This is a genomic window from Heliomicrobium gestii, assembly GCF_009877435.1.
In the GTDB taxonomy this organism is placed as follows: domain Bacteria; phylum Bacillota; class Desulfitobacteriia; order Heliobacteriales; family Heliobacteriaceae; genus Heliomicrobium; species Heliomicrobium gestii.
On record NZ_WXEX01000005.1, the window covers coordinates 24196 to 44100 of the forward strand.

19 protein-coding genes are annotated in these 19905 nt (G+C 62.4%); 8 read left to right on the forward strand and 11 right to left on the reverse strand.

Going from position 1 to position 19905, the window contains the following annotated elements; all coding sequences use genetic code 11:
- The first annotated feature begins 278 nt into the window (after positions 1 to 278).
- Both GTO89_RS06825 and GTO89_RS06830 read left to right on the forward strand, forming a co-directional pair.
- The gene (locus tag GTO89_RS06825; RefSeq protein ID WP_161261336.1) at positions 279 to 1223 is read left to right on the forward strand and encodes a protease inhibitor I42 family protein; all 945 of its coding nucleotides are present in this window, start codon (positions 279 to 281) and stop codon (positions 1221 to 1223) included.
- A gap of 15 nt (positions 1224 to 1238) precedes the next feature.
- Positions 1239 to 2777: a radical SAM/SPASM domain-containing protein gene (locus tag GTO89_RS06830; protein ID WP_161261337.1), complete on the forward strand. Its 1539-nt coding sequence runs from the start codon at positions 1239 to 1241 to the stop codon at positions 2775 to 2777.
- Between the two features lie 193 nt (positions 2778 to 2970).
- On the opposite strand, the gene GTO89_RS06835 is transcribed toward GTO89_RS06830, so the two are convergent.
- Positions 2971 to 4029, reverse strand: a complete 1059-nt coding sequence (locus tag GTO89_RS06835; RefSeq protein WP_161261338.1) for a vWA domain-containing protein — start codon at positions 4027 to 4029, stop codon at positions 2971 to 2973.
- A gap of 205 nt (positions 4030 to 4234) precedes the next feature.
- Here GTO89_RS06835 and GTO89_RS06840 point away from each other — a divergent pair, with 205 nt between their 5' ends.
- The 3 genes from GTO89_RS06840 (at position 4235) to GTO89_RS06850 (ending at position 8322) form a co-directional block, all read left to right on the forward strand.
- Positions 4235 to 4549, forward strand: coding sequence for a hypothetical protein (locus GTO89_RS06840; protein WP_161261339.1), 315 nt, complete (start codon positions 4235 to 4237; stop codon positions 4547 to 4549).
- Positions 4550 to 4721: 172 nt separating this feature from the next.
- Complete coding sequence (locus GTO89_RS06845; RefSeq protein WP_161261340.1) at positions 4722 to 5804, forward strand: tetratricopeptide repeat protein; 1083 nt, start codon at positions 4722 to 4724, stop codon at positions 5802 to 5804.
- Complete coding sequence (locus GTO89_RS06850; RefSeq protein ID WP_161261341.1) at positions 5785 to 8322, forward strand: glycosyltransferase family 2 protein; 2538 nt, start codon at positions 5785 to 5787, stop codon at positions 8320 to 8322. The genes GTO89_RS06845 and GTO89_RS06850 overlap by 20 nt, the downstream gene beginning before the upstream one ends.
- A gap of 160 nt (positions 8323 to 8482) precedes the next feature.
- Here the strand turns inward: GTO89_RS06850 and GTO89_RS06855 are convergent, their stop codons facing one another.
- Positions 8483 to 9037 carry a hypothetical protein gene (locus GTO89_RS06855; RefSeq protein ID WP_161261342.1) on the reverse strand — a complete coding sequence of 185 codons (555 nt, stop codon included), beginning with the start codon at positions 9035 to 9037 and terminating at the stop codon, positions 8483 to 8485.
- Between the two features lie 283 nt (positions 9038 to 9320).
- Here GTO89_RS06855 and GTO89_RS06860 point away from each other — a divergent pair, with 283 nt between their 5' ends.
- Positions 9321 to 10472, forward strand: a complete 1152-nt coding sequence (locus tag GTO89_RS06860; RefSeq protein ID WP_161261343.1) for a clostripain-related cysteine peptidase — start codon at positions 9321 to 9323, stop codon at positions 10470 to 10472.
- Here GTO89_RS06860 and GTO89_RS06865 read toward each other — a convergent pair.
- Positions 10465 to 11028: an isochorismatase family protein gene (locus GTO89_RS06865; protein ID WP_161261344.1), complete on the reverse strand. Its 564-nt coding sequence runs from the start codon at positions 11026 to 11028 to the stop codon at positions 10465 to 10467. The genes GTO89_RS06860 and GTO89_RS06865 overlap by 8 nt on opposite strands.
- Before the next feature lie 300 nt (positions 11029 to 11328).
- Between GTO89_RS06865 and GTO89_RS06870 the strand changes: the two genes are divergently transcribed.
- A complete protein-coding gene (locus GTO89_RS06870; RefSeq protein ID WP_161261345.1) occupies positions 11329 to 11508 on the forward strand; it encodes a hypothetical protein in 180 nt (59 codons plus the stop codon).
- 68 nt (positions 11509 to 11576) lie between these two features.
- Positions 11577 to 11732, forward strand: coding sequence for a hypothetical protein (locus tag GTO89_RS06875; RefSeq protein WP_161261346.1), 156 nt, complete (start codon positions 11577 to 11579; stop codon positions 11730 to 11732).
- An 84-nt stretch (positions 11733 to 11816) separates the two neighbouring features.
- Here GTO89_RS06875 and dusB read toward each other — a convergent pair whose 3' ends face one another.
- The 8 genes from dusB to panC all read right to left on the reverse strand — a co-directional run bounded on the left by dusB (position 11817) and on the right by panC (position 19701).
- Positions 11817 to 12812, reverse strand: a complete 996-nt coding sequence (dusB, locus tag GTO89_RS06880) for a tRNA dihydrouridine synthase DusB (RefSeq protein ID WP_407929489.1) — start codon at positions 12810 to 12812, stop codon at positions 11817 to 11819.
- Between the two features lie 90 nt (positions 12813 to 12902).
- A complete protein-coding gene (locus GTO89_RS06885) occupies positions 12903 to 13691 on the reverse strand; it encodes a type III pantothenate kinase (protein WP_161261347.1) in 789 nt (262 codons plus the stop codon).
- Positions 13675 to 14676 (reverse strand): biotin--[acetyl-CoA-carboxylase] ligase, encoded by a 1002-nt coding sequence (locus GTO89_RS06890; RefSeq protein WP_161261348.1) that lies wholly within the window; start codon positions 14674 to 14676, stop codon positions 13675 to 13677. Before GTO89_RS06890 ends, GTO89_RS06885 begins: the two co-directional genes overlap by 17 nt.
- On the reverse strand, positions 14666 to 15532 hold the full coding sequence (gene nadC, locus GTO89_RS06895; RefSeq protein ID WP_161261349.1) for a carboxylating nicotinate-nucleotide diphosphorylase: 867 nt from the start codon (positions 15530 to 15532) through the stop codon (positions 14666 to 14668). The genes GTO89_RS06890 and nadC overlap by 11 nt, the downstream gene beginning before the upstream one ends.
- Positions 15533 to 15614: 82 nt before the next feature.
- Positions 15615 to 17219: an L-aspartate oxidase gene (nadB, locus tag GTO89_RS06900; RefSeq protein WP_161261350.1), complete on the reverse strand. Its 1605-nt coding sequence runs from the start codon at positions 17217 to 17219 to the stop codon at positions 15615 to 15617.
- Between the two features lie 81 nt (positions 17220 to 17300).
- On the reverse strand, positions 17301 to 18197 hold the full coding sequence (gene nadA / locus GTO89_RS06905; RefSeq protein ID WP_161261549.1) for a quinolinate synthase NadA: 897 nt from the start codon (positions 18195 to 18197) through the stop codon (positions 17301 to 17303).
- Between the two features lie 262 nt (positions 18198 to 18459).
- Positions 18460 to 18852 (reverse strand): aspartate 1-decarboxylase, encoded by a 393-nt coding sequence (panD, locus tag GTO89_RS06910; protein ID WP_161261351.1) that lies wholly within the window; start codon positions 18850 to 18852, stop codon positions 18460 to 18462.
- Between the two features lie 3 nt (positions 18853 to 18855).
- A complete protein-coding gene (panC, locus tag GTO89_RS06915; RefSeq protein ID WP_161261352.1) occupies positions 18856 to 19701 on the reverse strand; it encodes a pantoate--beta-alanine ligase in 846 nt (281 codons plus the stop codon).
- Between the last annotated feature and the right edge of the window lie 204 nt (positions 19702 to 19905).

The following is a 19905-nucleotide window of genomic DNA, read 5'->3' on the forward strand; positions in this document are numbered from 1 at the left end:
GGATCACCCCGTTTCTTTTTATAATTATATAATATTTAGACTAGTATATTAAGTTATTTTTCTCTCAATTTTTCTGGATCTGTTTCCCGCCCTCCGATTCTGATCATACCAAACGCGCCAGGTGATGCTCCACTGAACCGACAAAAGGGGACATCTTTTTAACGCTCAAATCCGGCTGTTTACCGCTTTCTGTATATTGCATAATTGACGCTATTTCCAGCGCTTGGTACGATCTAGTCGTCCCATATTACAATAAAAAATGGAAAGGGGCGCACATCGTGAGCGACAAATCCGCCTCTATCGGAAACATCACCACTTCTGTCGGCGAGAGTTTCCACGTTGTCCTTGACGTAATGGGTGGAACGGGGTACTGCTGGTCTCTGGCGCACATGCCCGAGTGTGTCAATCTTCTGGACATCTGTCATGAAAAGTCCAATTCCCTGCAATGCGGCTCCAGTGAACGGCAGATCTTTACCTTTGTCGCCCTCAGCCCCTGCCAGGATTTTCTCAAATTCAACTTGATCCGTCCCTGGGAACCCCTGAATGCGGCCCAAAAGCAAACCTTGGCGCTGATCATCACGGAACCGGAAAAGACGGAGGCCGATGAATTGGAAGAGACGATGGGCCAAGGCAAGTTTGCCGGCGCCACGTCAGCACCGGCGAGATCGCCGATCACCGTTCTTTATATGGCGCCCTTCCAACAGGCCGGCGATGGGGACGGTTCAAAAATTGTCTGCATGTACATGGCGCCCATTCAACGGCCTTCTCTGATGATTCCGCCCTATATGGCGCCTGCCGGCGGGCGGAAATACGCCGCCCCGCAGGTAGAAAAATACGCTGCCCCCCAAGTGGAGAAGTACGCCGCTCCCACCTGTGAGATGGTCGACGGCGTCTACAAGTACGCCGCCCCCTCCTGCGAAAAGGTCGACGGCGTCTACAAGTACGCCGCACCCTCCTGCGAGATGGTCGACGGCGTCTACAAGTACGCCGCCCCCTCCTGCGAGATAGTCGACGGTGTCTACAAGTACGCCGCTCCCACCTGTGAAATGGTCGACGGCGTCTACAAGTACGCCGCACCCTCCTGCGAAAAGGTCGACGGCGTCTACAAGTACGCCGCACCCTCCTGTGAAATGGTGCATGGCGTCCTCAAGTACGCCGCTCCGCCCGTTGCCGATTACATGGCCCCCTCCTGTGAAAAGGACGCGCCCAAAACGGAAGAATAACCGGAGGTAGAAACATTGCGCCATCAACCCTACGCCGCCGTTTGGGAGATCACCATGGGCTGCAACATGCGCTGCAAACACTGCGGTTCAGCCTGCCGGTCGGCGCTGCCTGATGAACTGACGACCGAAGAGGCGCTGCGGCTCTGTGACGACATCGGTGAACTGGGCCTCAAGTATGTCACCATTTCCGGCGGCGAACCGCTGACCCGAAGCGACTTCCATCTGATCGCCAAACGCCTGAAGGAAAGGGGCGTCACCCCCCATATCATCACCAACGGCTGGCTGCTCACAGAAGAACTGCTCGACAAGGTGGCCAACATCGGCATGGGCACCTTCGCCATCAGCCTCGACGGGGTGCGGGAAACGCACGATTACATGCGCATGCCCGGCTCCTTCGACCGGATCATGGCGGCCTTCGATCTGCTGAAGAAGACCAACGTGACGACAGCGGCCATCACGACGGTGAACAACAAAAACATCGGCGAGTTGGGCAAGATCGGCGACATCCTCATCGAGAAGGGCATTCACCTGTGGCAACTCCAGATCGGATTGCCCATGGGGAACTTCGCCGACTTCGACGAACTGCTCCTGGCGCCGGAACAGATGGACGACATCATCGACTTCGCTTACAATATGCTCGATGAGAAACGGATCCGCCTCTTCCTGGCCGACTGCATCGGTTATTACAACGTGAAGGAGATCGCCGTCCGCGATCGAACCTTTAACGCCTTCAACGCCCAGTGGCAAGGTTGCAGCGCCGGCAAGAGCAACGTCGGCATCCTCCACAACGGCGACATCGTCGGCTGCGCCTCTGTCCGGGACAGGCAGTACATCGAGGGCAACATCCGCCAGACACCGTTACGGGAGATCTGGCACGGCGAAAACAGCTTCCAATGGAGCCGCACCATGGCCAAGTCCAAGCTCTCCGGCCTTTGCCACAAATGCGCCTATGGCGACCGCTGTCTCGGCGGTTGCCCCAATACGCGGCTGACGATGAGCCAGAGCATCTATGCCGAGAACATCTACTGCTCCTACCATGCAGCGATGACGCGAACGCTGAAGAAGGTGTCGGCCATGGCGGATCCGGAAAAGCTTTTCCGCCTGGGCCAAGACTTTGCGGAAAAAGGCAACTGGCAGCTCGCCGAGATGACCATGGCCCGGGCGTTGGAATTGGATCCCGGCAATGCCGGCATCCTCCGGTACTACGGGTTCGTCTGCTACATGCTCGGGAACTACGGCGACGCCCGGGCGGCTAACGAGCAGGTCCTGGCCGCCCATCCCGATGACCTGTACGCCCACAAGGGCCTGGGGCTGACGCTGGTCAAGCTGGGTGATCCGAACTCGGGGATCGCGCACCTGAAAAAAGCGACCGCCCTGTCGTCGCCCGCCTACATGAACGCCTACCACGATCTGGCGCTGACCCTGATCGAGTTGGGCCGCAGGGACGAGGCGATTCAGGTCATCGCGGAGGGCTCTCTCAAGTCGCCGGAGTTCGCCGCCGCGAGCGTGAGCCTCTACCGCCTCCTGAACGAGACGGCGGCGCAGAGCGCCTAAGGGAGCACCCTGATTTTTTGAAGGGATCGCTCGCCCTTTCCCCCTGAGCGGGAGGGCCGGCGGCCATAGGATGCCTGACAATCCAATCCCACACAGGGAAAGGGAGCGAAACTGCGGTTTTCGCTCCCTTTCCCTGTCTCTGCTCCGTTTTTTCGATTCCACCCTCTGCGGGCGCAGCGCCTTGTCCGCCCTGCTATGCCGTCGCGTCCCGCAGCGATGCCGGATGAAACCCCCGTGTCGACGGCGTGACCGTGAGCGTGACCTCCTGGGCGCCATACTCGATGTCCCGGTCATCGACGGCGCGGATGGCAAAGGTGTAGATCCCCGGCTTCGTCCCGCGGGGCGGCCGGAGGGTGATGCGAAAATCTGTCGACACACCGCTGGGGCCGCTGTAGGCGGCCGGCGTCACCCGGGTCAACCACCGCTGGAAGCCCTCACTGGCTTCCAGGCGCAGGTTGGCGACGACAGGGACGCCGAGCAGGTCGACCAACTCCTGCTCCAGGCTGTTGACCACACTGATGGAACTGATGTTGTAGGCCTTTCCGCCGGTCAAGCCGGTCCAATACTGCCAATAGTCCAGGTATTTGGCCGTCCGGTGAAACTCCACCAGGGTGATGTGGTGGTCGACGAGCCCCTGGATCACATCGAGAAAGGTAAGGTCGTCGGCCGTTCGCACCACGCCGTCTCGCCCTGGGTCAAGGCCGGTCAACCAGACGCCGCTTTTTCCGGGAACCCCGCGGTTGACGTCGCGATCATGGGGGACGCTGTCGCCGATATTGATCAGGATCCGCTTGGCGCCGCGCCGCCAGCCGATAGCCGGATCGGTGTAGCTCTCATAAAAGGGGCGGGCGTAACACTCGGGGTTGTCGCCGCTGCTGCCGGTGTAGAGGTTGTTCATGACGGTGACGACAGGGGAGAGGTTGCCGGTAAGCGGTTGATCCAGCCTGTAGGGGTAATCGAATTGCAGCCCGTAGAATTCACGGTACCCCTCGCTCTCATAGAGGCCCGGGTAGTCGCTGTAGGAGATGACGCCATACTGCAGATCACATCCCAAACCCCGCCGGTCCAGCAACATCATCAGGTGGAGCACATAGGACTTGGCCAGGTAGAGGATCGGTTCCATGCTTCCCGAAACATCGAAACTGAGCAGGATATCCGCCTTGGGCGGCATGCGAGGGATCTCGACGGTTTTGTCTTCGTGGATGCTCTCGCCCACTTCCAGCGTGGCCGTCAGCGAACTCGGTTTGATCATGGCGCGCCTCCATGTGATCGGCTTCAGTGCTCCTGCCGGTGAGACGGATCAGCAATGCATTATTACAGGCTATTGGCTTCCACCATTTTCCGTTACTCTTTTACTTTTCTCACAGGGTCACGGCGCTGTGAACGAGACGCTCTTTGGTTCCATATCATGGCATTGAGACTAATTTCCACCGTAATTTGAAGAGGAGGGACACACCGTGGGTCTGCGAGATAAACTCGACAACATCGATGTAGGACCAAACAGTATCGCTGAGATGCCGTTGGTGATGCAGTGCGACCCCAACCGGGCGATCCGCGTCAACTTGAGCATGGCTTGTACGGAACTTGCCGCTCGCCCTTACAAGTTCTTGCTGGAGGTCTTCCGGGAAGGTTCCACCACGCCGGTCTGCTTCAAGTTCGTCGACTGCACCGCCATGACCGCCCCCACCACCGTCATGATCCCCATCCCGGAAACATCCTTGTCTCTGGTGAACTACACGGTCCGCTGCTGCGCCGTCGAGTGCATGGGCTAAGGAGCACCGGGGCACGAACAAATTCATTCGCTCCTCCGATTGGATTGGGGAAGACATCGACGCGGTGTCTTCCCCTTTTTGTGCCTGTGCTTTCCTGAAGACGCCCGTGTCGGGAAGCCTTTGGCCGACATAGATTGATCTGCCCAATCATTTCATGACACAGGTGGTGGCCATGGAACAATCGGCTGTGGAATGCCGCGACGGCTGTCTTGCGGCCTATGCGAGGGGGGACTGCGCGCTGGCCCTGGAACTGGTCGATCAGGGACTGGCCCGTTATGACGATTACCCCGATCTCTATTTCCTTAAAGGCACATTTCTGCAAGCCCTGGGGCTGCTCCCGCAGGCGGCGGCTTCTTTTTCCCGGTGCGCCCGCATCCGGCAGATCCCTCCGGGGTATCCATCCTGGGACGGGATCACCGGCTATCCCGCCCTCTACCGGTTGGCCGAACTCACCGCCCGGATCGGCGCGGTGGATGACGCGCTGGCGGTTCTCCAGCAGGCCTGGGCGGCGCGGCGCGACCCGCCCTTCGACGATCTGGCTCGCTTCGCCCGCCATCTGGGCGACCGCGGTCTCGAAGCTCCGGCGATTGCCGGACTGCTGCAACAGCGGCTGGCCCTGGACGATGCGGCGGCAGCCCGGCTGCTCTGCCGGCTGGGCGACTACGGCGCGGCGCTGCACCGGCTCGGCCAAAATACAGCGGCGCCGGCGAAGCTGTGCCGGGGCTTTTGCCACCTGGCCCTGGGTCAAGATGAGGAAGCGGAAACAGAACTGGCGGGGATTCCCTTCGATTCGCCATCCGGTGGGAAAGCCCTGATCGGGCGGTTGATCGGCCTCTCGCGCCGCGCCCTGGTTCCCCCGCTCGCCATCATCCGACTGTTGGGGGAGTATGCCGCCGCTCAGGGGCACCTTGCCGTGGCCAGAGAGCGCCTCTCTTTTGTCCTCGCCGAGGGCGCCGACCCCTCCACGGCGGCAGCCATCCATGCCTGCCTTGGCCGGCTCGAAGACGCCTGGGGCGACGGCGATGCCGCCTTTCTCCATGGACTGTCCGCCCTGCGCCTGGCGCCAGAGCAGCGGGAATGGGCGGCCGCGGCGGTGGAACAGGCGTTAACCCAGTGCCGGAGGCTGGTCGCCGACGCCCTGACCGATGAAGGGGAAAGCGCCGATTTGCGCCATACGGCGGTGCAACTGTTGTCAACCCATCTCCAGATTCGCCGCGTGAGGGAGGCCCCCGTCGATGCGGACAAAAACCCTTAGCCTCTGCATGATCGCCAAAAATGAGGCGGAGAACATCGCCCGCTGCCTGGGCAGCGTGGAAGAGGCCGTCGATGAGATCATCGTCGTCGATACAGGGTCTGTCGATGACACGATGGCCATCGCCCGCCGCTTCGGCGCTCGTCTCTTCGAGGTCCCCTGGAAGCAAGATTTCAGCGCTGCCCGCAATGCCAGTTTGGATCGCGCCACAGGCGATTGGATCCTGATCCTCGACTGTGACGAAGAGGTGGATCGGGACTGCCTGGCCGAATTGACCGACCTCGTGGAAAGTGGCGAGAAAGAAGCCTACATGATCACCCTCGTCAATCTCCTGACGAAAGGCGTCCAGATGAACGCGCCGGCGTTGCGGCTGTTCCGAAACCGGCCCGCGTACCGCTTCTGCGGCCGCCTCCATGAGCAGGTCGTTCCCGCCATCGCTGCACGGAGCGGCCTCGACGCCATCGGCGGTTCCACCATACGGATTCTCCATCACGGCTACAGCGATCAGGCGCTGAACCAGCCGGCCAAGGTCCGCCGGAACATGGACATCCTGCAGGCCTGCCCGGAAGGGGAGCGGGACGCCTTTTTCCTCTATAACCTGGGCACCGAGCATATCCGGCAGGGTGAACGGGAAAAGGGCCTCGCCTGTTTGCTCGAAGCCCTTCGATCGACCAATCCCGGTCAAGGCTATGCGCCCATGCTGGTCAAAAAAATCGCCACCCTGTTGATGGCGATGCAACGGCACAAAGACGCTCTGGCTCATCTCGCCCGCTTTCAGCGCATGTACGCCGAGTTTCGCGATCTTGATTTCTTGGAAGGCCTCTGCCACCTCAACTGCGGCCGCTATTCCCGGGCGCTCGACTGCCTGCGGCGATACCGGCAACAGCCCTCTTCCCCCGATTGGTTTACGGCAGAGGCCGCCTATGACGAGCCGACGCTGGAGGCGCTGTGCCGAACGGCGGAGGCGAAGGCCCTGCGGGGTGGCAGGGAGATCACGGCCAAGCCTTTCCTCAGCCTCTGTGTGATCGGGCGGAACGAAGGGGCGGCGCTCGCCCGCTGTCTCGTCAGCGCCGCCGAGATCGCCGATGAGATCATTTATGTAGACACCGGGTCAGACGATGATTCGGTGACGCTGGCGGAACAACTGGGCGCCGCCGTTCACCCCATCGCCTGGAAGGACAGCTACGCCGGCGCGAAAAACGCGGCGCTGGCAGCGGCGACCGGTGAATGGATCCTCCAACTGGATGCCGACGAGTTCCTCCCGGACACAAGCCGGAGCGCCATCATGAACCAACTGGCCACGCCAGATCAGGACGCCTACATCCTAAAAATCTGCACCTTCCCCGACAGCAGCCTTTCGGCGGAAACCTGCCGGATGGAAGGGCAGTGCCGGCTCTTTCGCAACAGGGGATTCCGTTTTTGCGGTCATGTGGGCGAGACCATCGTCCCTTCGCTCACGGCGGCGGGGGCGACTGTCGGCCTCTGCGCGGCTGAGATCCATCATCTTCACGGTCTCGCTGAGGCAACGCTCATCGAAGAAAAACGCCAACGCAAGATGGCCGCCATCGAGGCGACCTGGGGGGACGCTCCCCTTCTGCGCCATTTTGCCCTCGGACAGACCTGCTGTTTCGCCGGCGACTATGCCGATGCGGTTCGCCACTTTGAGCGCTGCGCCGAACTTCTCCAGAGAGATTGCCGCGACGGCGGCAGGCCAAGGGGCGCAGCGGGATGCGATCGCAGTCAGACCGGCGACGAGGCCGGTGGCGACGCCGGCGCGGTCGACAGTGGCATGGTCGGCGGTGGCGCGATCGACGGTGGCACGATCAGCAGTGGCGCGATCAGCAGTGGCGCAATCGGCAGCGCCGCTATCGCGAGCGCCCCCGTTGACGATGCCCGCCTCTTCTACCTCTATGGGCTGTCGTTGATGCAGTCGGGCCAGTGCTCCACGGCCGCCTCCCTGCTGGCCCACGCGGGCAGCCTCTACCCGAAGTACACCAACCTGGTCTATCTGCAGGCGGTGGCCTGCTGCATGCTCGGCCGGGCAGCCGAGGCGGAGGGGCTCTTTGACCGTTGCCTGGACATGGGCGAGGCCCACTGGCGCGATTATCTGGTCCAGCCCGGCGAAGGGAGCTACAAGGCCGCCTGCGCCCTCGTCGCCCTCTACGCCCAAAAGGGGGAAACGGAGGAGGCCTTGCACGCCTATTTGCGCCTCGCCCGCATTCCTCCGGCCCTGGAGACGGCCATGGAAGGCATCGCGCAACTGTTCGATGATCTGCCGGCGCCCCTGGAAACGGTGCTGGCTGAGGCGGGGCTCTTGCAGCCAAGGGGCCTGGCGGTCATCGTCAAGACCCTGGCGGCGATGGGCCGTTTTGCCGAAGCCCTCCGCTGGCAGCGAACGGCCTGGCGCATTCTCCTATCGGCGCCGCCGCCCCGCGACTACCGGCCGCTGCTCGCGTCCATGGAATGCCTGATCGACGGCCTCCTGGGAGAGGGGAACCTTCAACTCGGCGATGGACGCTGATGTTCCGGAGGAAAAAAACAGGCGGCCCGGTCGTTAAGACCAGGCCGCCTGTTTTATGATGAGGCCGCTTCTTCAGTACGCCGCCTTGTCGGTCCTGGCAAACAAAGGATTGCCTCGCTTTCAGCGGGATTACTTTGCTTGCGAGCAGATTCGCCTCTGGTTACAGCCGTTGTCCTGGCAGCCGGGGGATCACTTTCGCCCGTGCGATCAGGCGCCCCTCCTCTGGATCAGGCACGACAAAGCCGCATTCGCAGCAGAGATGGTTGAACTGCCGGGAGGCGACTTGCGTCTTTCCGTTGACCAAGGCGGAAAAGAGGACGACAGCGTCAAAGTGAACCGTCACCTTCACGTTGCACGCCCCGTGGGGATGCCGGTTGAACCGGAGGATATCGGTCCGGCAGGCGATGTTGAGGGGATGACAGGCGATGACGACGGCAGTCTTGCAGATCCCGAAGGCTTGGATCCGCCGCCGGCACAGACAGTGTTCAACAGCTTTATAATCAAGCACCGTCGCCATGATATTGGCGCATTTCTCTTTCTCATCGACGACACAGGCCTGGATCTGAACAGGGACCACCTTGCGCAGCGCCACAGAGCAATCGAAGGCCAGTTCCGCAGAGATCGGGCGGAGGCAAGGCAGCTCGAGCGTTGCATCGACGATTTCATTGGGACCGGCGTCGACCGACACCCCCCCCTCTTTGATACGGCAGTCCAAGGCGCACCACCCTCTTTTCGCCGTCGCTGTTGCACTCCTACTATATGCGCGGACGCGCGTTTGGGCACAAAAAGGGGGAAGCGAACTGACACGCCTGGTTGTCCACTGGAATAGGTTATTCCAAAAATTCCCTCATCAAAGGGTCGCTTCAGGGGATGACCTACGCCCCTGCGCCGGCAATGACGGTTTATCGGAATCACAGGGGTATCGGGGATACTGAAGGACTCCCCGCTCGCAGGAATATAACCGGAACGCCAAAGGGAACGCCGAAGGGGGATCAGGAATGGCGGAGATGTCAAAACCGGCGGAGTGGCTGGTGGCCATTTATGCCAACGGACAGAATGACCTGGAGAAATCGATGCAGAACCTGCCGCAGGTGATCGAGCAGACGCCGCTCCCCGCCATTGCGGTGACACTGCAACAGGGTTATGCCGAGGGAAGCGCCCTGAAGGCCCGGCGGTTCCTGTGCGGCGGCGACGGCTTTGCTCAGGCGGAAGGGCTGGAGGATTGCCGGATGGCCGATCCGAAAGCGCTCTACCACTTTCTGCGCTGGTCTTTCAGTCGAATTCCCGCTCGCAAGCGATTGATCGTCCTGTCCGGCCATGGCATGTCCTGGCTGGGCATCCTGCCGTCGATCACCCCGGAGAAACGTTGGATGATGCCGCTGGGCGGCCTCGCCCGGGCGATCCGGCAGGCGATGCAGGATGCCCGGCCCTTTGGGAGCGGCGCCCTCCACGGCGTCCTCTTTGACACCTGTTATATGAACAGCCTGGAAGGGCTGTTCGAGTTTCATCACTTCTGCCCCGGCCTGCGCCATGTGCTCCTGTCCTATGGCGATACGCCCCGCAAGGGCTTGGATTACAGCCGCCTGCTGACGTTGGCGCAACGCCATGCCTCTCTGCCCGTCGAGTTGATGCTGTCCCAACTGGAGGCTGCCTTGAACGCAAATGCAGCCAGCCCCGCCTTTGGCTACTGGCTGCTCCGGTTGAGCCGGAAACGGTTGGCCTCCCTAAAAGGGCGCATCGCCGATTATGGACGCCGCATGCTCGGCGAGGGGATTCCCGCCCGCCTCATCGTCGAGGATATGGTCCATCTGCACCCCTTCCGCCTGCAAGATCAGGCTCCCGATCGGTCATCCCTCTCCCCCCTTGCGGCGGCGTTCCGGCAGACCCTGGAGAGAAACATGGCGCCGCTGAACGGCAGCGACGCCAAGAATCCCCACGCCTATCTGACCTTGAACGCCTCGGCGACGCCAGAGGATGCGCGTTTTTATGAAAAATACTATACGCCCCTCCGTTTCGCCCAAAACAACCCCTGGGTGGAGCTGCAGGGGATGAAGCGCCCCGATTCGCCATTAGGGGCGGACGCTTCGGTGGAGTGGACGGAAGCAGCGGTGATGCCGGGAAAAACAGCGCGGGCGGAGGCGACTACTTGATCAGCGGCGACAACTCCCTGAACAGGGGGGTCGCCGCCCGCTGCATCAAATCGAAAAAGATCGTCTCCACATTGGTGATCACAGCGCCCATCTCCCGCATCAGGTCCAGCCCGTTGGCATTGTTGGCGGTGGAACGGGAGCCAACGGCGTCAGCGGCCACAAAGGGCAGATAGTCCTGGCGCAAGAGGTCTCGCACCGATTGAAAGACACAGACATGGGTCTCCATGCCCGCCACGATCACCTTGCGCCGTCCCTCCATCGCGGCTAAGCATGAGCGCACGTCCTCGGTGAGGGCGGAAAAGGTGACTTTCTCAAAACGATCGGCCGCCTGAAGTTTGTCGGCCAGCGGCGCCACCGTTTTTCCCAACCCCTTGGGATACATCTCGATGGCGATGATCGGGATGCCCAGCCGCTCGGCGACGGTGATCAGGATCGCCGTCCTGTCGATCACCCGCTGGCCCTGGGCGATGGCCGGAACGAGACGCTCCTGAATATCGATGACCATCAACACCGCCTCGCCGGCGTCAAGACGGAATTTGTCTGTCCAATGGCTCATCGGCTCCACTCCTTTCCCTTTCATCCAATAACTTCCCTTTATTTCTTCGCCTCTTCATCCTCGTCCTTCGTTCCACTTCAATCGTTCCAATTCATTCTCCTTCATTCCACACCTATGCCTTTTTACTCTCTTTCGCTGCTTTCGATGCGTTGCCGGGTTATGGCGAAAGGCGCGTTGGCGAAAACCTTATTTGGCGGCGCATCTTTTTGCCTTGCACTCCTATGCTAACAGCGACGGCCAATGCCGGACAAGTCTTCATGTCTCTTCAACCCACAAAAGGAAAACGAAAGGGGATGTTCCATGGCGGAGAATCCAGCGACGACGGCGCTCAAGGGCAATCTGCGCCGGGCCGGTGACACACCGACCATCGCCCCCGGTGATGAAGACGGCGCCCTCGACGCGGCGGCTACGACGACAGAGGTCAAGCAAGGCGAGTCGACGCCGGTCACCCGGCTTTCCCTCGACGAAGGGGACAGTTAGGCGATGCGTGAAGGACGGCGCGGCCAGGCATACTAGCGGTGACCGTTATGAAAAGGAGGGAATTGCTCATGCCAGATAAAGCGCCGAAAGGCGGGGCCACCAATGAGGTCTTCCCGACGGCCATCCCCGGCGGCGAGGATTGGGCGCTGAACGCCGCTGCCACCCCGGAGGATATCGGACGGGGGCAGAATCCAAAGTCTGTCGAGTCCGCGCCTACGAAGTGAGCCTGTCGCCCTACACCAAGCCATCGACGCTGCCCGGAGGGCAAAAAAAGCAAGGACAGCCTCAATTCGCTGTCCTTGCTTTTTTTACATATGGCGGGCCTGTTCCCGATACTCCGTCAACAGTCGGACCACGCGCTCGCTATCAGGCGCCTGATTGATCTCGGCGCGCAGGCGAGAGGCCCCGTGAATCCCCTTCAGGTACCAACTCAGATGGCCCCGCATCTCCCGGACACCGCGGTCCTCGCCTTTCAGGGCGACGATGTGGGCCAGGTGGGCGAGGGCCTGGTTGATCCGCTCCTCGGCAGCGGGCGGGCCGGGCATCTCGCCGGTCTCGGCCCAGTGAACCAGGCGAGAGAAGATCCAGGGGTTGCCCATACAGCCGCGGCCGATCATGACGCCAGCGCAGCCCGTTTCGACGAGCATGCGCAAGGCGTCGTCGGGCTCCCAGACGTCGCCGTTGCCGATGACGGGGATGGAGACCTGGCGCACCGTTTCGGCGATGACAGACCAGTCGGCCTCGCCGGAGTAAAACATCTCCCGTGTCCGGCCATGCACCGTCAGCGCCTGGACGCCGACCGCCTCCAGACGGGGCGCCAGCTCCGGGGCGACGATCCGTCCCGCCGACCAGCCGATGCGCATCTTCACAGTGACCGGGACCTGGACGGCCCGGACGACGGCCTCGGCGATCGCGACGGCCAGGTCAGGCGTCTTCAGCAGGCAGGAGCCTTCGCCGTTGCGGACGATCTTAGGGGCCGGGCAGCCCATGTTGATGTCGATGATCGGCGCGCCGGCGGCCTCGACGATGCGCGCCGCCTCGGCCATCACCGCCGGATCGGAACCGAAGATCTGGACGGCGATGGGCCGCGCCTCACCGGTGATGTCCAGCAACTCCATCGTGTTGCGGTTGGCGTAGGTGAGCGCCTTGTCGGAGATCATCTCCGTGTAGACAAGGGGGCAGCGGTGATCCTTTAAAACGGCCCGGAAGGGCTTGTCAGTGACGCCGGCCATCGGGGCCGCCACAAAGGGCGGCGATACCGACCAGGGGCCGATGCGCAGCGGCGCGAGGCCCTTCGTTTTCACCTGCTCCCGAAGGGCGGCGCTTTGATCGGGATGGGTCGTCTTTTCCGGCTTTTCGATGACAGGTATGTTCGGCAACGCAGTTCCTCCGATTTACGACTTCAGGGCGTTCCGGGAGCGCTGGTAGATGATCCGCAGTCCCTCCAGGGTCAACAGCGGGTCGATCATGCCCACCGAGGCCGTCTCCGGGGCGATCAGGTCGGCCGTTTCGCCGGTGGCGATGACGCGGGTCTGATCGCCCAGTTCCGCCTTCATCCGGCCGACGATGCCGTCCACCTGGCCGGCAAAGCCGTAGATGATGCCGGACTGCATACCGGTGATGGTGTTCTTGGCGATCACCCGCTGGGGTTTCACCAGTTCGATGCGGGGAAGCTTGGCCGCCCGGGCGAAGAGCGCCTCTGTCGACACGGCCACACCGGGGGCGATGGCGCCGCCCAGGTACTCCCCTTTTTCGGAGATGACGTCAAAGGTGGTCGCCGTGCCGAAATCGACGACGATCACGGGGCCGCCGTAGCGCTCAAAGGCGGCGACGGCGTTGACGACCCGGTCGGCGCCCAGTTCTTTCGGATTTTCCATGGCGATGGGCAAGCCGGTGCGGAGTCCCGGTCCCACGATGATCGGCTGGAGGCCGAAGTAACTGCGGCTCATCCGCTCCAGTGTGGGCATCAGGGGGGGCACGACCGAGGCGATGACGATGGCTTCGATCTTTCCGGGATCGATGGCGTCAAAGCGAAAGAGGTTGCGGATCAGGATGGCGTATTCGTCGGCGGTGCGGTTGCGGTCTGTCGACAGTTTCCAATGGATGCGCAGCTCCGGCTGAGGTTCCAGTTCATAAACGCCGAGGATGATCTGCGTGTTCCCTACGTCAACGGCCAAAATCATAGCCCTGTCCCCCTTCCGGTCGCAGGCTCACTTCGCCGCTGATCAGCCGCCGCAGTTCGCCGCCGCCGTCTCGCACCAGGAGCGCGCCGTCGCTGTCGATGCCCTCGGCTCGCCCGATCCATTCCTGCTGACCGGCGATGACGCGCACCGTCGTCCCCATGCCGGCCGCCCGTTCGAGCCATTCGGACCGCAGGCGCTCAAAGCCGGCGCTCAGCCAGTGCTTATAGTCGGCCTCAAAGAAACGGAGCAGCGCCGCGAACAGGCGCGCCCGGTCCACTTTCTCGCCGGTCGTCGCATAGAGGGAGGTGGCCACCTTCGCCACCTCGCCGGGAAAATCCTCAGGGCCTTGGTTCACGTTGATGCCTGTGCCGACGACGAGGTAGTTGACGGCCTCCATCTCGGCGTTCAGTTCCGTCAGGGTGCCGCAGAGTTTTTTGCCATGGAGCAGGACATCGTTGGGCCACTTGATGCTTGGCTGCACGCCGGCCACTGTTTCCAGGGCTTTGCAGACCGCCACCGAAGCCAGCAGGGTCACCTGCGGCGCCAGGCCGAGCGGGATGGCCGGTCGCAGGATCACCGTAAAGTAGATGCCGAGACCGGGTGGCGAGTACCACCCACGGCCCAGGCGCCCCCGTCCCTCTGTCTGTTCCTCCGCCAAGACGACGGTCCCCTCGGCTGCGCCTTGACGGGCCAGTTCCTTGGCGGTGCGATTGGTCGACGGCAGGCTGGCGTAAAAGTGATAGTCGCGGCCGAAGCGCTCTGTCTCCAGCAGCGGCCCCACTTCTTCCGGCAGCAGAAAGGCGCTGCGGCTGCGCAGTTTGTAACCCAATCGGGTATGGGCGTCGATGGTGTAGCCCTCCTGCCGGAGGGCTACGATATGTTTCCAAATGGCCGAACGGCTGACGCCGAGGCGACGGCTCAATTCCTCGCCGGAGAGAAAGCCTTCGGCGACCGAGAGGGCCTCCAGGATCGGTTTACGAGACATCGTCTCTCCCCCGCTTGATCTCTTCCACATCAAGGCTGATGTCGAGCGCTTTCACACTGTGGGTCAGGGCGCCCATGGAGATGAGATGAACGCCGGTCTTGGCGATCTCTACGAGCGCCTCTTCGGAGACGCCGCCCGACGCCTCGACCAGGGCGCGGCCGCCGATCATGCGCACCGCCTCTTTCATCGTCTCTGTGGCCATGTTGTCGAGCATGATGATGTCGGCGTTGGCCGCCAACGCCTCGGCGACGCCTTCCAGGTCTTCCACCTCCACCTCAATCTTGACGGTGTGGGGGACGGCCTGGCGCGCCTGGCTGACGGCCTGATGGATGCCGCCGGCGACGCGGATGTGATTATCTTTGATCAAAACGCCGTCAAAGAGCCCGAAGCGGTGGTTTTTCCCGCCGCCCATGCGCACGGCGTATTTTTCCAACATGCGAAGGCCGGGCGTCGTCTTGCGGGTGTCGACGATGCGGGCCTGGTAGTAGGTCACCTGTTCGACACAACGAGCCGCCTTGGTGGCGATCCCCGAGAGGCGCTGCAGGAAGTTGAGGGCGATCCGCTCGCCGATCAGGATCGAACGGGCGCAACCGCGCACCTCGGCCAGCACAGCGCCTTTGTCGACCCGGTCGCCGTCTGTCACTTTGGCGTCAAAGGTCAGGCTGGGATCGACCGTGGCAAAGACGATCCGGGCGACGGGCATGCCGGCGATGACACCGGCCTCTTTGGCGTGGATGATCCCGCTCGTCTGCGCGTCAGCAGGGATCAGGCTCATCGTCGTCAGGTCGCCCTGGCCGATGTCCTCGCGCAGCGCCCGCAGGACCAGTTCCCGGACTTCCGGTTCAAATAGTTCCATCATCGCACCTCCTTCAAGGCGTCGGTATTTACACTCTCTCCACTTATGGATAGATCAAAACCTATCGGGACACCAAGACAGGTCAGCAAGACATCAAGATGTGACGCCGCCACTCGTCGCATCGCTCAGGATAGTCGACGCGGTAATGGCCGCCCCGGCTTTCATTGCGCAGCAATGCTGCCCGGGCGGTCAACCGGCCGAGCAGGTGCATGTTGGCCGCTTCCATCGCCCGTGTCACCGTTCCCTGCACTGCCTCCCGCTCATCAATGCCGTTTAGGCAGGCGAGGGCCTCGGTAAGGCTCTCCGCCGATCGCCAGAGACCGACTTTTTCCCACATGATCTGTTGGACCGAATAGGCAACCCGGTCGGCGGCGCGAGACTCCTCCCCATCGGGCAGCCGATCGAAGAGAGACCCCTTTCCCCAAGGGCCGTGATCGAGTTCCCGTTGGGGCGTCGATTCCAGCCAGCGCAAGCCGCCTTCGACGATGCGGGCGCCGAAAACCAGCCCCTCCAAGAGCGAATTGGAGGCGAGGCGGTTGGCGCCATGGACGCCGTTGCAGGCGGCCTCGCCGCAGACATAGAGGCGCGGGATGCCGGTCTCCCCCCAGAGATCGGTGCGCACGCCGCCCATCAGGTAGTGGGCCGCCGGCGCCACCGGGATCGGCGCCGCGGGTACGGCGATGCCATAGCTGCGGCAGGTGCGGAAGATCCAGGGGAAGCGGTTGGCGAACTCCTCTTCGCTCATGTGGGACACGTCGAGAAAAACCGAGGGGGCGCCTGTTTCATCCATCTCTTTCCAGATGGCCAGGGCGACGACGTCGCGCGGCGCCAGTTCCGCCAGTTTGTGATAACGGGGCATGAAGCGCTCGCCCCGGCTGTTCAGCAATTTTCCCCCTTCACCGCGAACCGCCTCGGAGATCAAAAAGGGCGGTTGCCCTTCCAAGGTGAGGGCGGTGGGGTGAAACTGGACGAATTCCAGGTCCATGACCGACGCGCCGGCCCGGTAGGCGGCGGCGATGCCGTCGCCGGTCGTCACCTCGGGGTTGGTGGAGAGCTTGTACAACTGCCCGTTGCCCCCCGTCGCCAGGACGGTAAGCTTGGCCCGGTGGATATGTAAGCCCAATTCGGCGTTCCACACGAGCAGCCCGGCGCAGTGGCCCGCCTTGTCGCGCAGCACATCGATCAGTTGGGTGTTTTCGTAGAGTTCGATCTGCTCATGCTGCCGGCACTGTTCCCAGAGGCTGCGGCGGATTTCCTCGCCGGTGGCGTCGCCGCTGGCGTGAAGGATGCGGCGGCGCGAGTGGGCGCCTTCCCGGGTCAAGGCCAGTTCGCCTTCGATCGTGTCAAACTGGGTGCCCATCCGGATCAATTCTTCCACGCGGGTCGGTCCTTCGCTGACAAGCACCTCGACGGCGGTGACGTCATTGAGACCGGCGCCGGCCTGGAGGGTGTCCTGGAGGTGCAACGAGGGCGAGTCGCCCCGATCGAGCGCAGCGGCGATCCCGCCCTGGGCTTGTCCCGTGTTGGAGTCCTCCACCTTGCGTTTGGTCAGCAGGGACACCCGGCCATAGGCCACAGCCTGCAGCGCCGTGTACAGGCCGGCGATGCCGCTGCCGACGATCAGAAAGTCCGTTTCCCGTTCAGGCAGTTGGTCCGGATCGAATGGCACGAGGTAACGCCGGAACACTACACAGGCCCCCTTACGATGGAAAAACAGCCGCCGGCATCGCGCCGGCAGCTGCCTTTTGCATAGTTCTTGTCATTTGGGCTACACGATGGCCAGCATGCGCTCCAGGCTTTGCAGGGCCTTTTCCCGGATGACGGGATCGACGGTGATGCGCGGCCGCATTTCTTGCAGGGACCAGACCACCTTCTCCAGGCTGGTCGATTTCATGTTGGGGCAGATCAGGGTCCGCGCCGCCAGGTGAAAGGCCTTCTCCGGCGCCTTTTGGCGCAGCGGGTGCAGGACCCCTTCTTCGGTGCCGATGATGAAGGAGGTTCCCGGCGATTCGACGGCGTAGCGGATCAACCCGGTCGTGGAGGCAACAAAATCGGCCTTCGCCACCACCTCGGGTTGGCATTCGGGATGGACGAGCACCTCGGCCTCCGGGTGCGCCGCCTTGGCTCGCTCGATATCGTCGACGCTCAGGCGGTCATGGGTGTTGCAGTAGCCCTCCCAGAGGTGCATCTTGCGCCCCGTCTGCTTTGTGATCCAGTCACCGAGGTTGCGGTCCGGCACGAAGAGGATCGGCCGGTCTTCCGGCAGGGCGGCCACCACCTTGAGGGCGTTGGCCGAGGTGCAGCAGATATCGCATTCCGCCTTGACGGCGGCCGACGTGTTCACATAAGCGACCACCTGGACGCCAGGGATTTCGGCTTTGCGCTTGCGCAGCGCCTCGGCGGTGACCATGTCGGCCATGGGGCAGCCGGCGTTCTCCTCCGGCAGCAGGACGATCTTGTCCGGCGAGAGGATGGCGGCGCTTTCGGCCATAAAGTGAACGCCGCAAAACACGATCACTTCGGCGTCCGTCTTGGCGGCCTGTTGGGCCAACTGGAGAGAATCCCCCACAAAATCGGCCACATCCTGCACTTCCGGACGCTGGTACACATGGGCTAGAATGACGGCATTCCGTTCTTTTTTCAATTTCGCGACGGTGTCGGACATCGCCGCGACCGTCTCGGGATCCAACGCGCGAGGACTCAAGGGACTACCCCTTTCGGTTCTCCGGTCTGTCAGCCAGACAGGCAAAGGTATGCTTTATTCTAGCCCAGAGGACTTTTAATTGTCAACCAAGTGACCTGTATACAATCGCGGAAGCGAGGACAAGCCCCGTTCACGCGGCGCTATGGGCGCGAAGAGCGCGACCGGCGCGAAGAGCGCGACCGGCGCGATGGACGAGACTGGCGTGGAGGCACGGATGGGCCTGCTAGTTCGACGGCGCTGTCTCACCCGCTTTTTCCCGGCGGGCATCAGCGACGATGCGGTTGTGATCATCCAGGAAGATGACCGTAGGGCGGTGTTGGCGCGCTTCGGCGTCATCGTAGATGCCGTAGGTGATCAGGATCACCTTATCGCCGGGCTGGACGAGGCGGGCGGCGGCGCCGTTGAGGCAGATCACGCCGGAGCCGCGCGGGCCGGGGATCACGTACGTTTCGAAACGGGCGCCGTTGTTATTATTCACGACCTGGATCTTTTCATTCTCCAGGACGTCGGCGGCGTCCATCAGGTCCTCGTCGATGGTGATGGAGCCCACATAGTTCAGATTGGCCTCTGTGACGGTGGCCCGGTGGATCTTCGATTTATGCATGATCCGGTTCATGGCTTATACCTCCACGACCATGTTGTCAATGAGCCGGGTTTTGCCGATGCGCACAGCCAGGGCGATCAGGCACTGCCCCTCCAGGGTGTCGACGGGCTGGATGAAGCGGTTGTCGACGATGGCCACATAGTCGATGGCCGCCAGCGGCTCTGCGGTGATCGCTTCGGTGATGACCTGTCGGAGCCGGCCGGCGTCGCGCTCGCCCTGGTCGATGAGCTCGCGGGCGCCGGCGAGAGACCGGGAAAGGACCAGGGCCGCTTGCCGCTCCGCCGGCGACAGGTAGACGTTGCGGGAGGACAGGGCCAGGCCGTCGGCCTCCCGGACGATGGGGACGCCGACGATGGAGACGGGAAGGTTCAGATCTTCCGTCATGCAGCGGAGGATGGCCAACTGCTGGGCATCCTTTTGGCCAAAGTAGGCCACGTCAGGGCGAACGATGTTGAAGAGTTTGCAGACGACGGTGGTGACACCCCGGAAATGGCCCGGCCGGGAGGCGCCGCAGAGGCCTTCTGTCAGGCGATCCACCTCCACAGCGGTGTGATAGCCCTTCGGGTACATCTCCCCAGCGGTGGGGGCGAAGAGCACGTCGACGCCGACCGATTCGGCCAGGCGGCTGTCTCGGGTCAGGTCGCGCGGGTACTCCTCATAGTCTTCCCCAGCGCCGAATTGGAGGGGGTTGACGAAGATGCTGACGACGACGCGATCACAGGCCTCGCGGGCCCGGCGCATCAGGGTGAGGTGCCCTTCATGCAGAAAGCCCATCGTCGGCACAAAGGCGATGGTGCGGCCTTCCCGGACCTGCTCTCTCGACCAGGCGGTCATCTCGCGAACGCTTTCGATCAAACGCATAAAAAAATAAATACCTCCTCCCCGCCACGAATGCCCATCGGGACACGGTGCGGGAAGGAGGCCCTTGTTCATCCAAAACGAGCAAGACCTGCTCCGTCTACCCAGCGCCGTCTCGGTCCCCGGGGGCTCCAAGCGGTTTCAAGCGGTGTTGTCAGTGATCAGGGATTCACGGTGGCCACGGAGTGGCTGCGGTGTTCCTGTTGA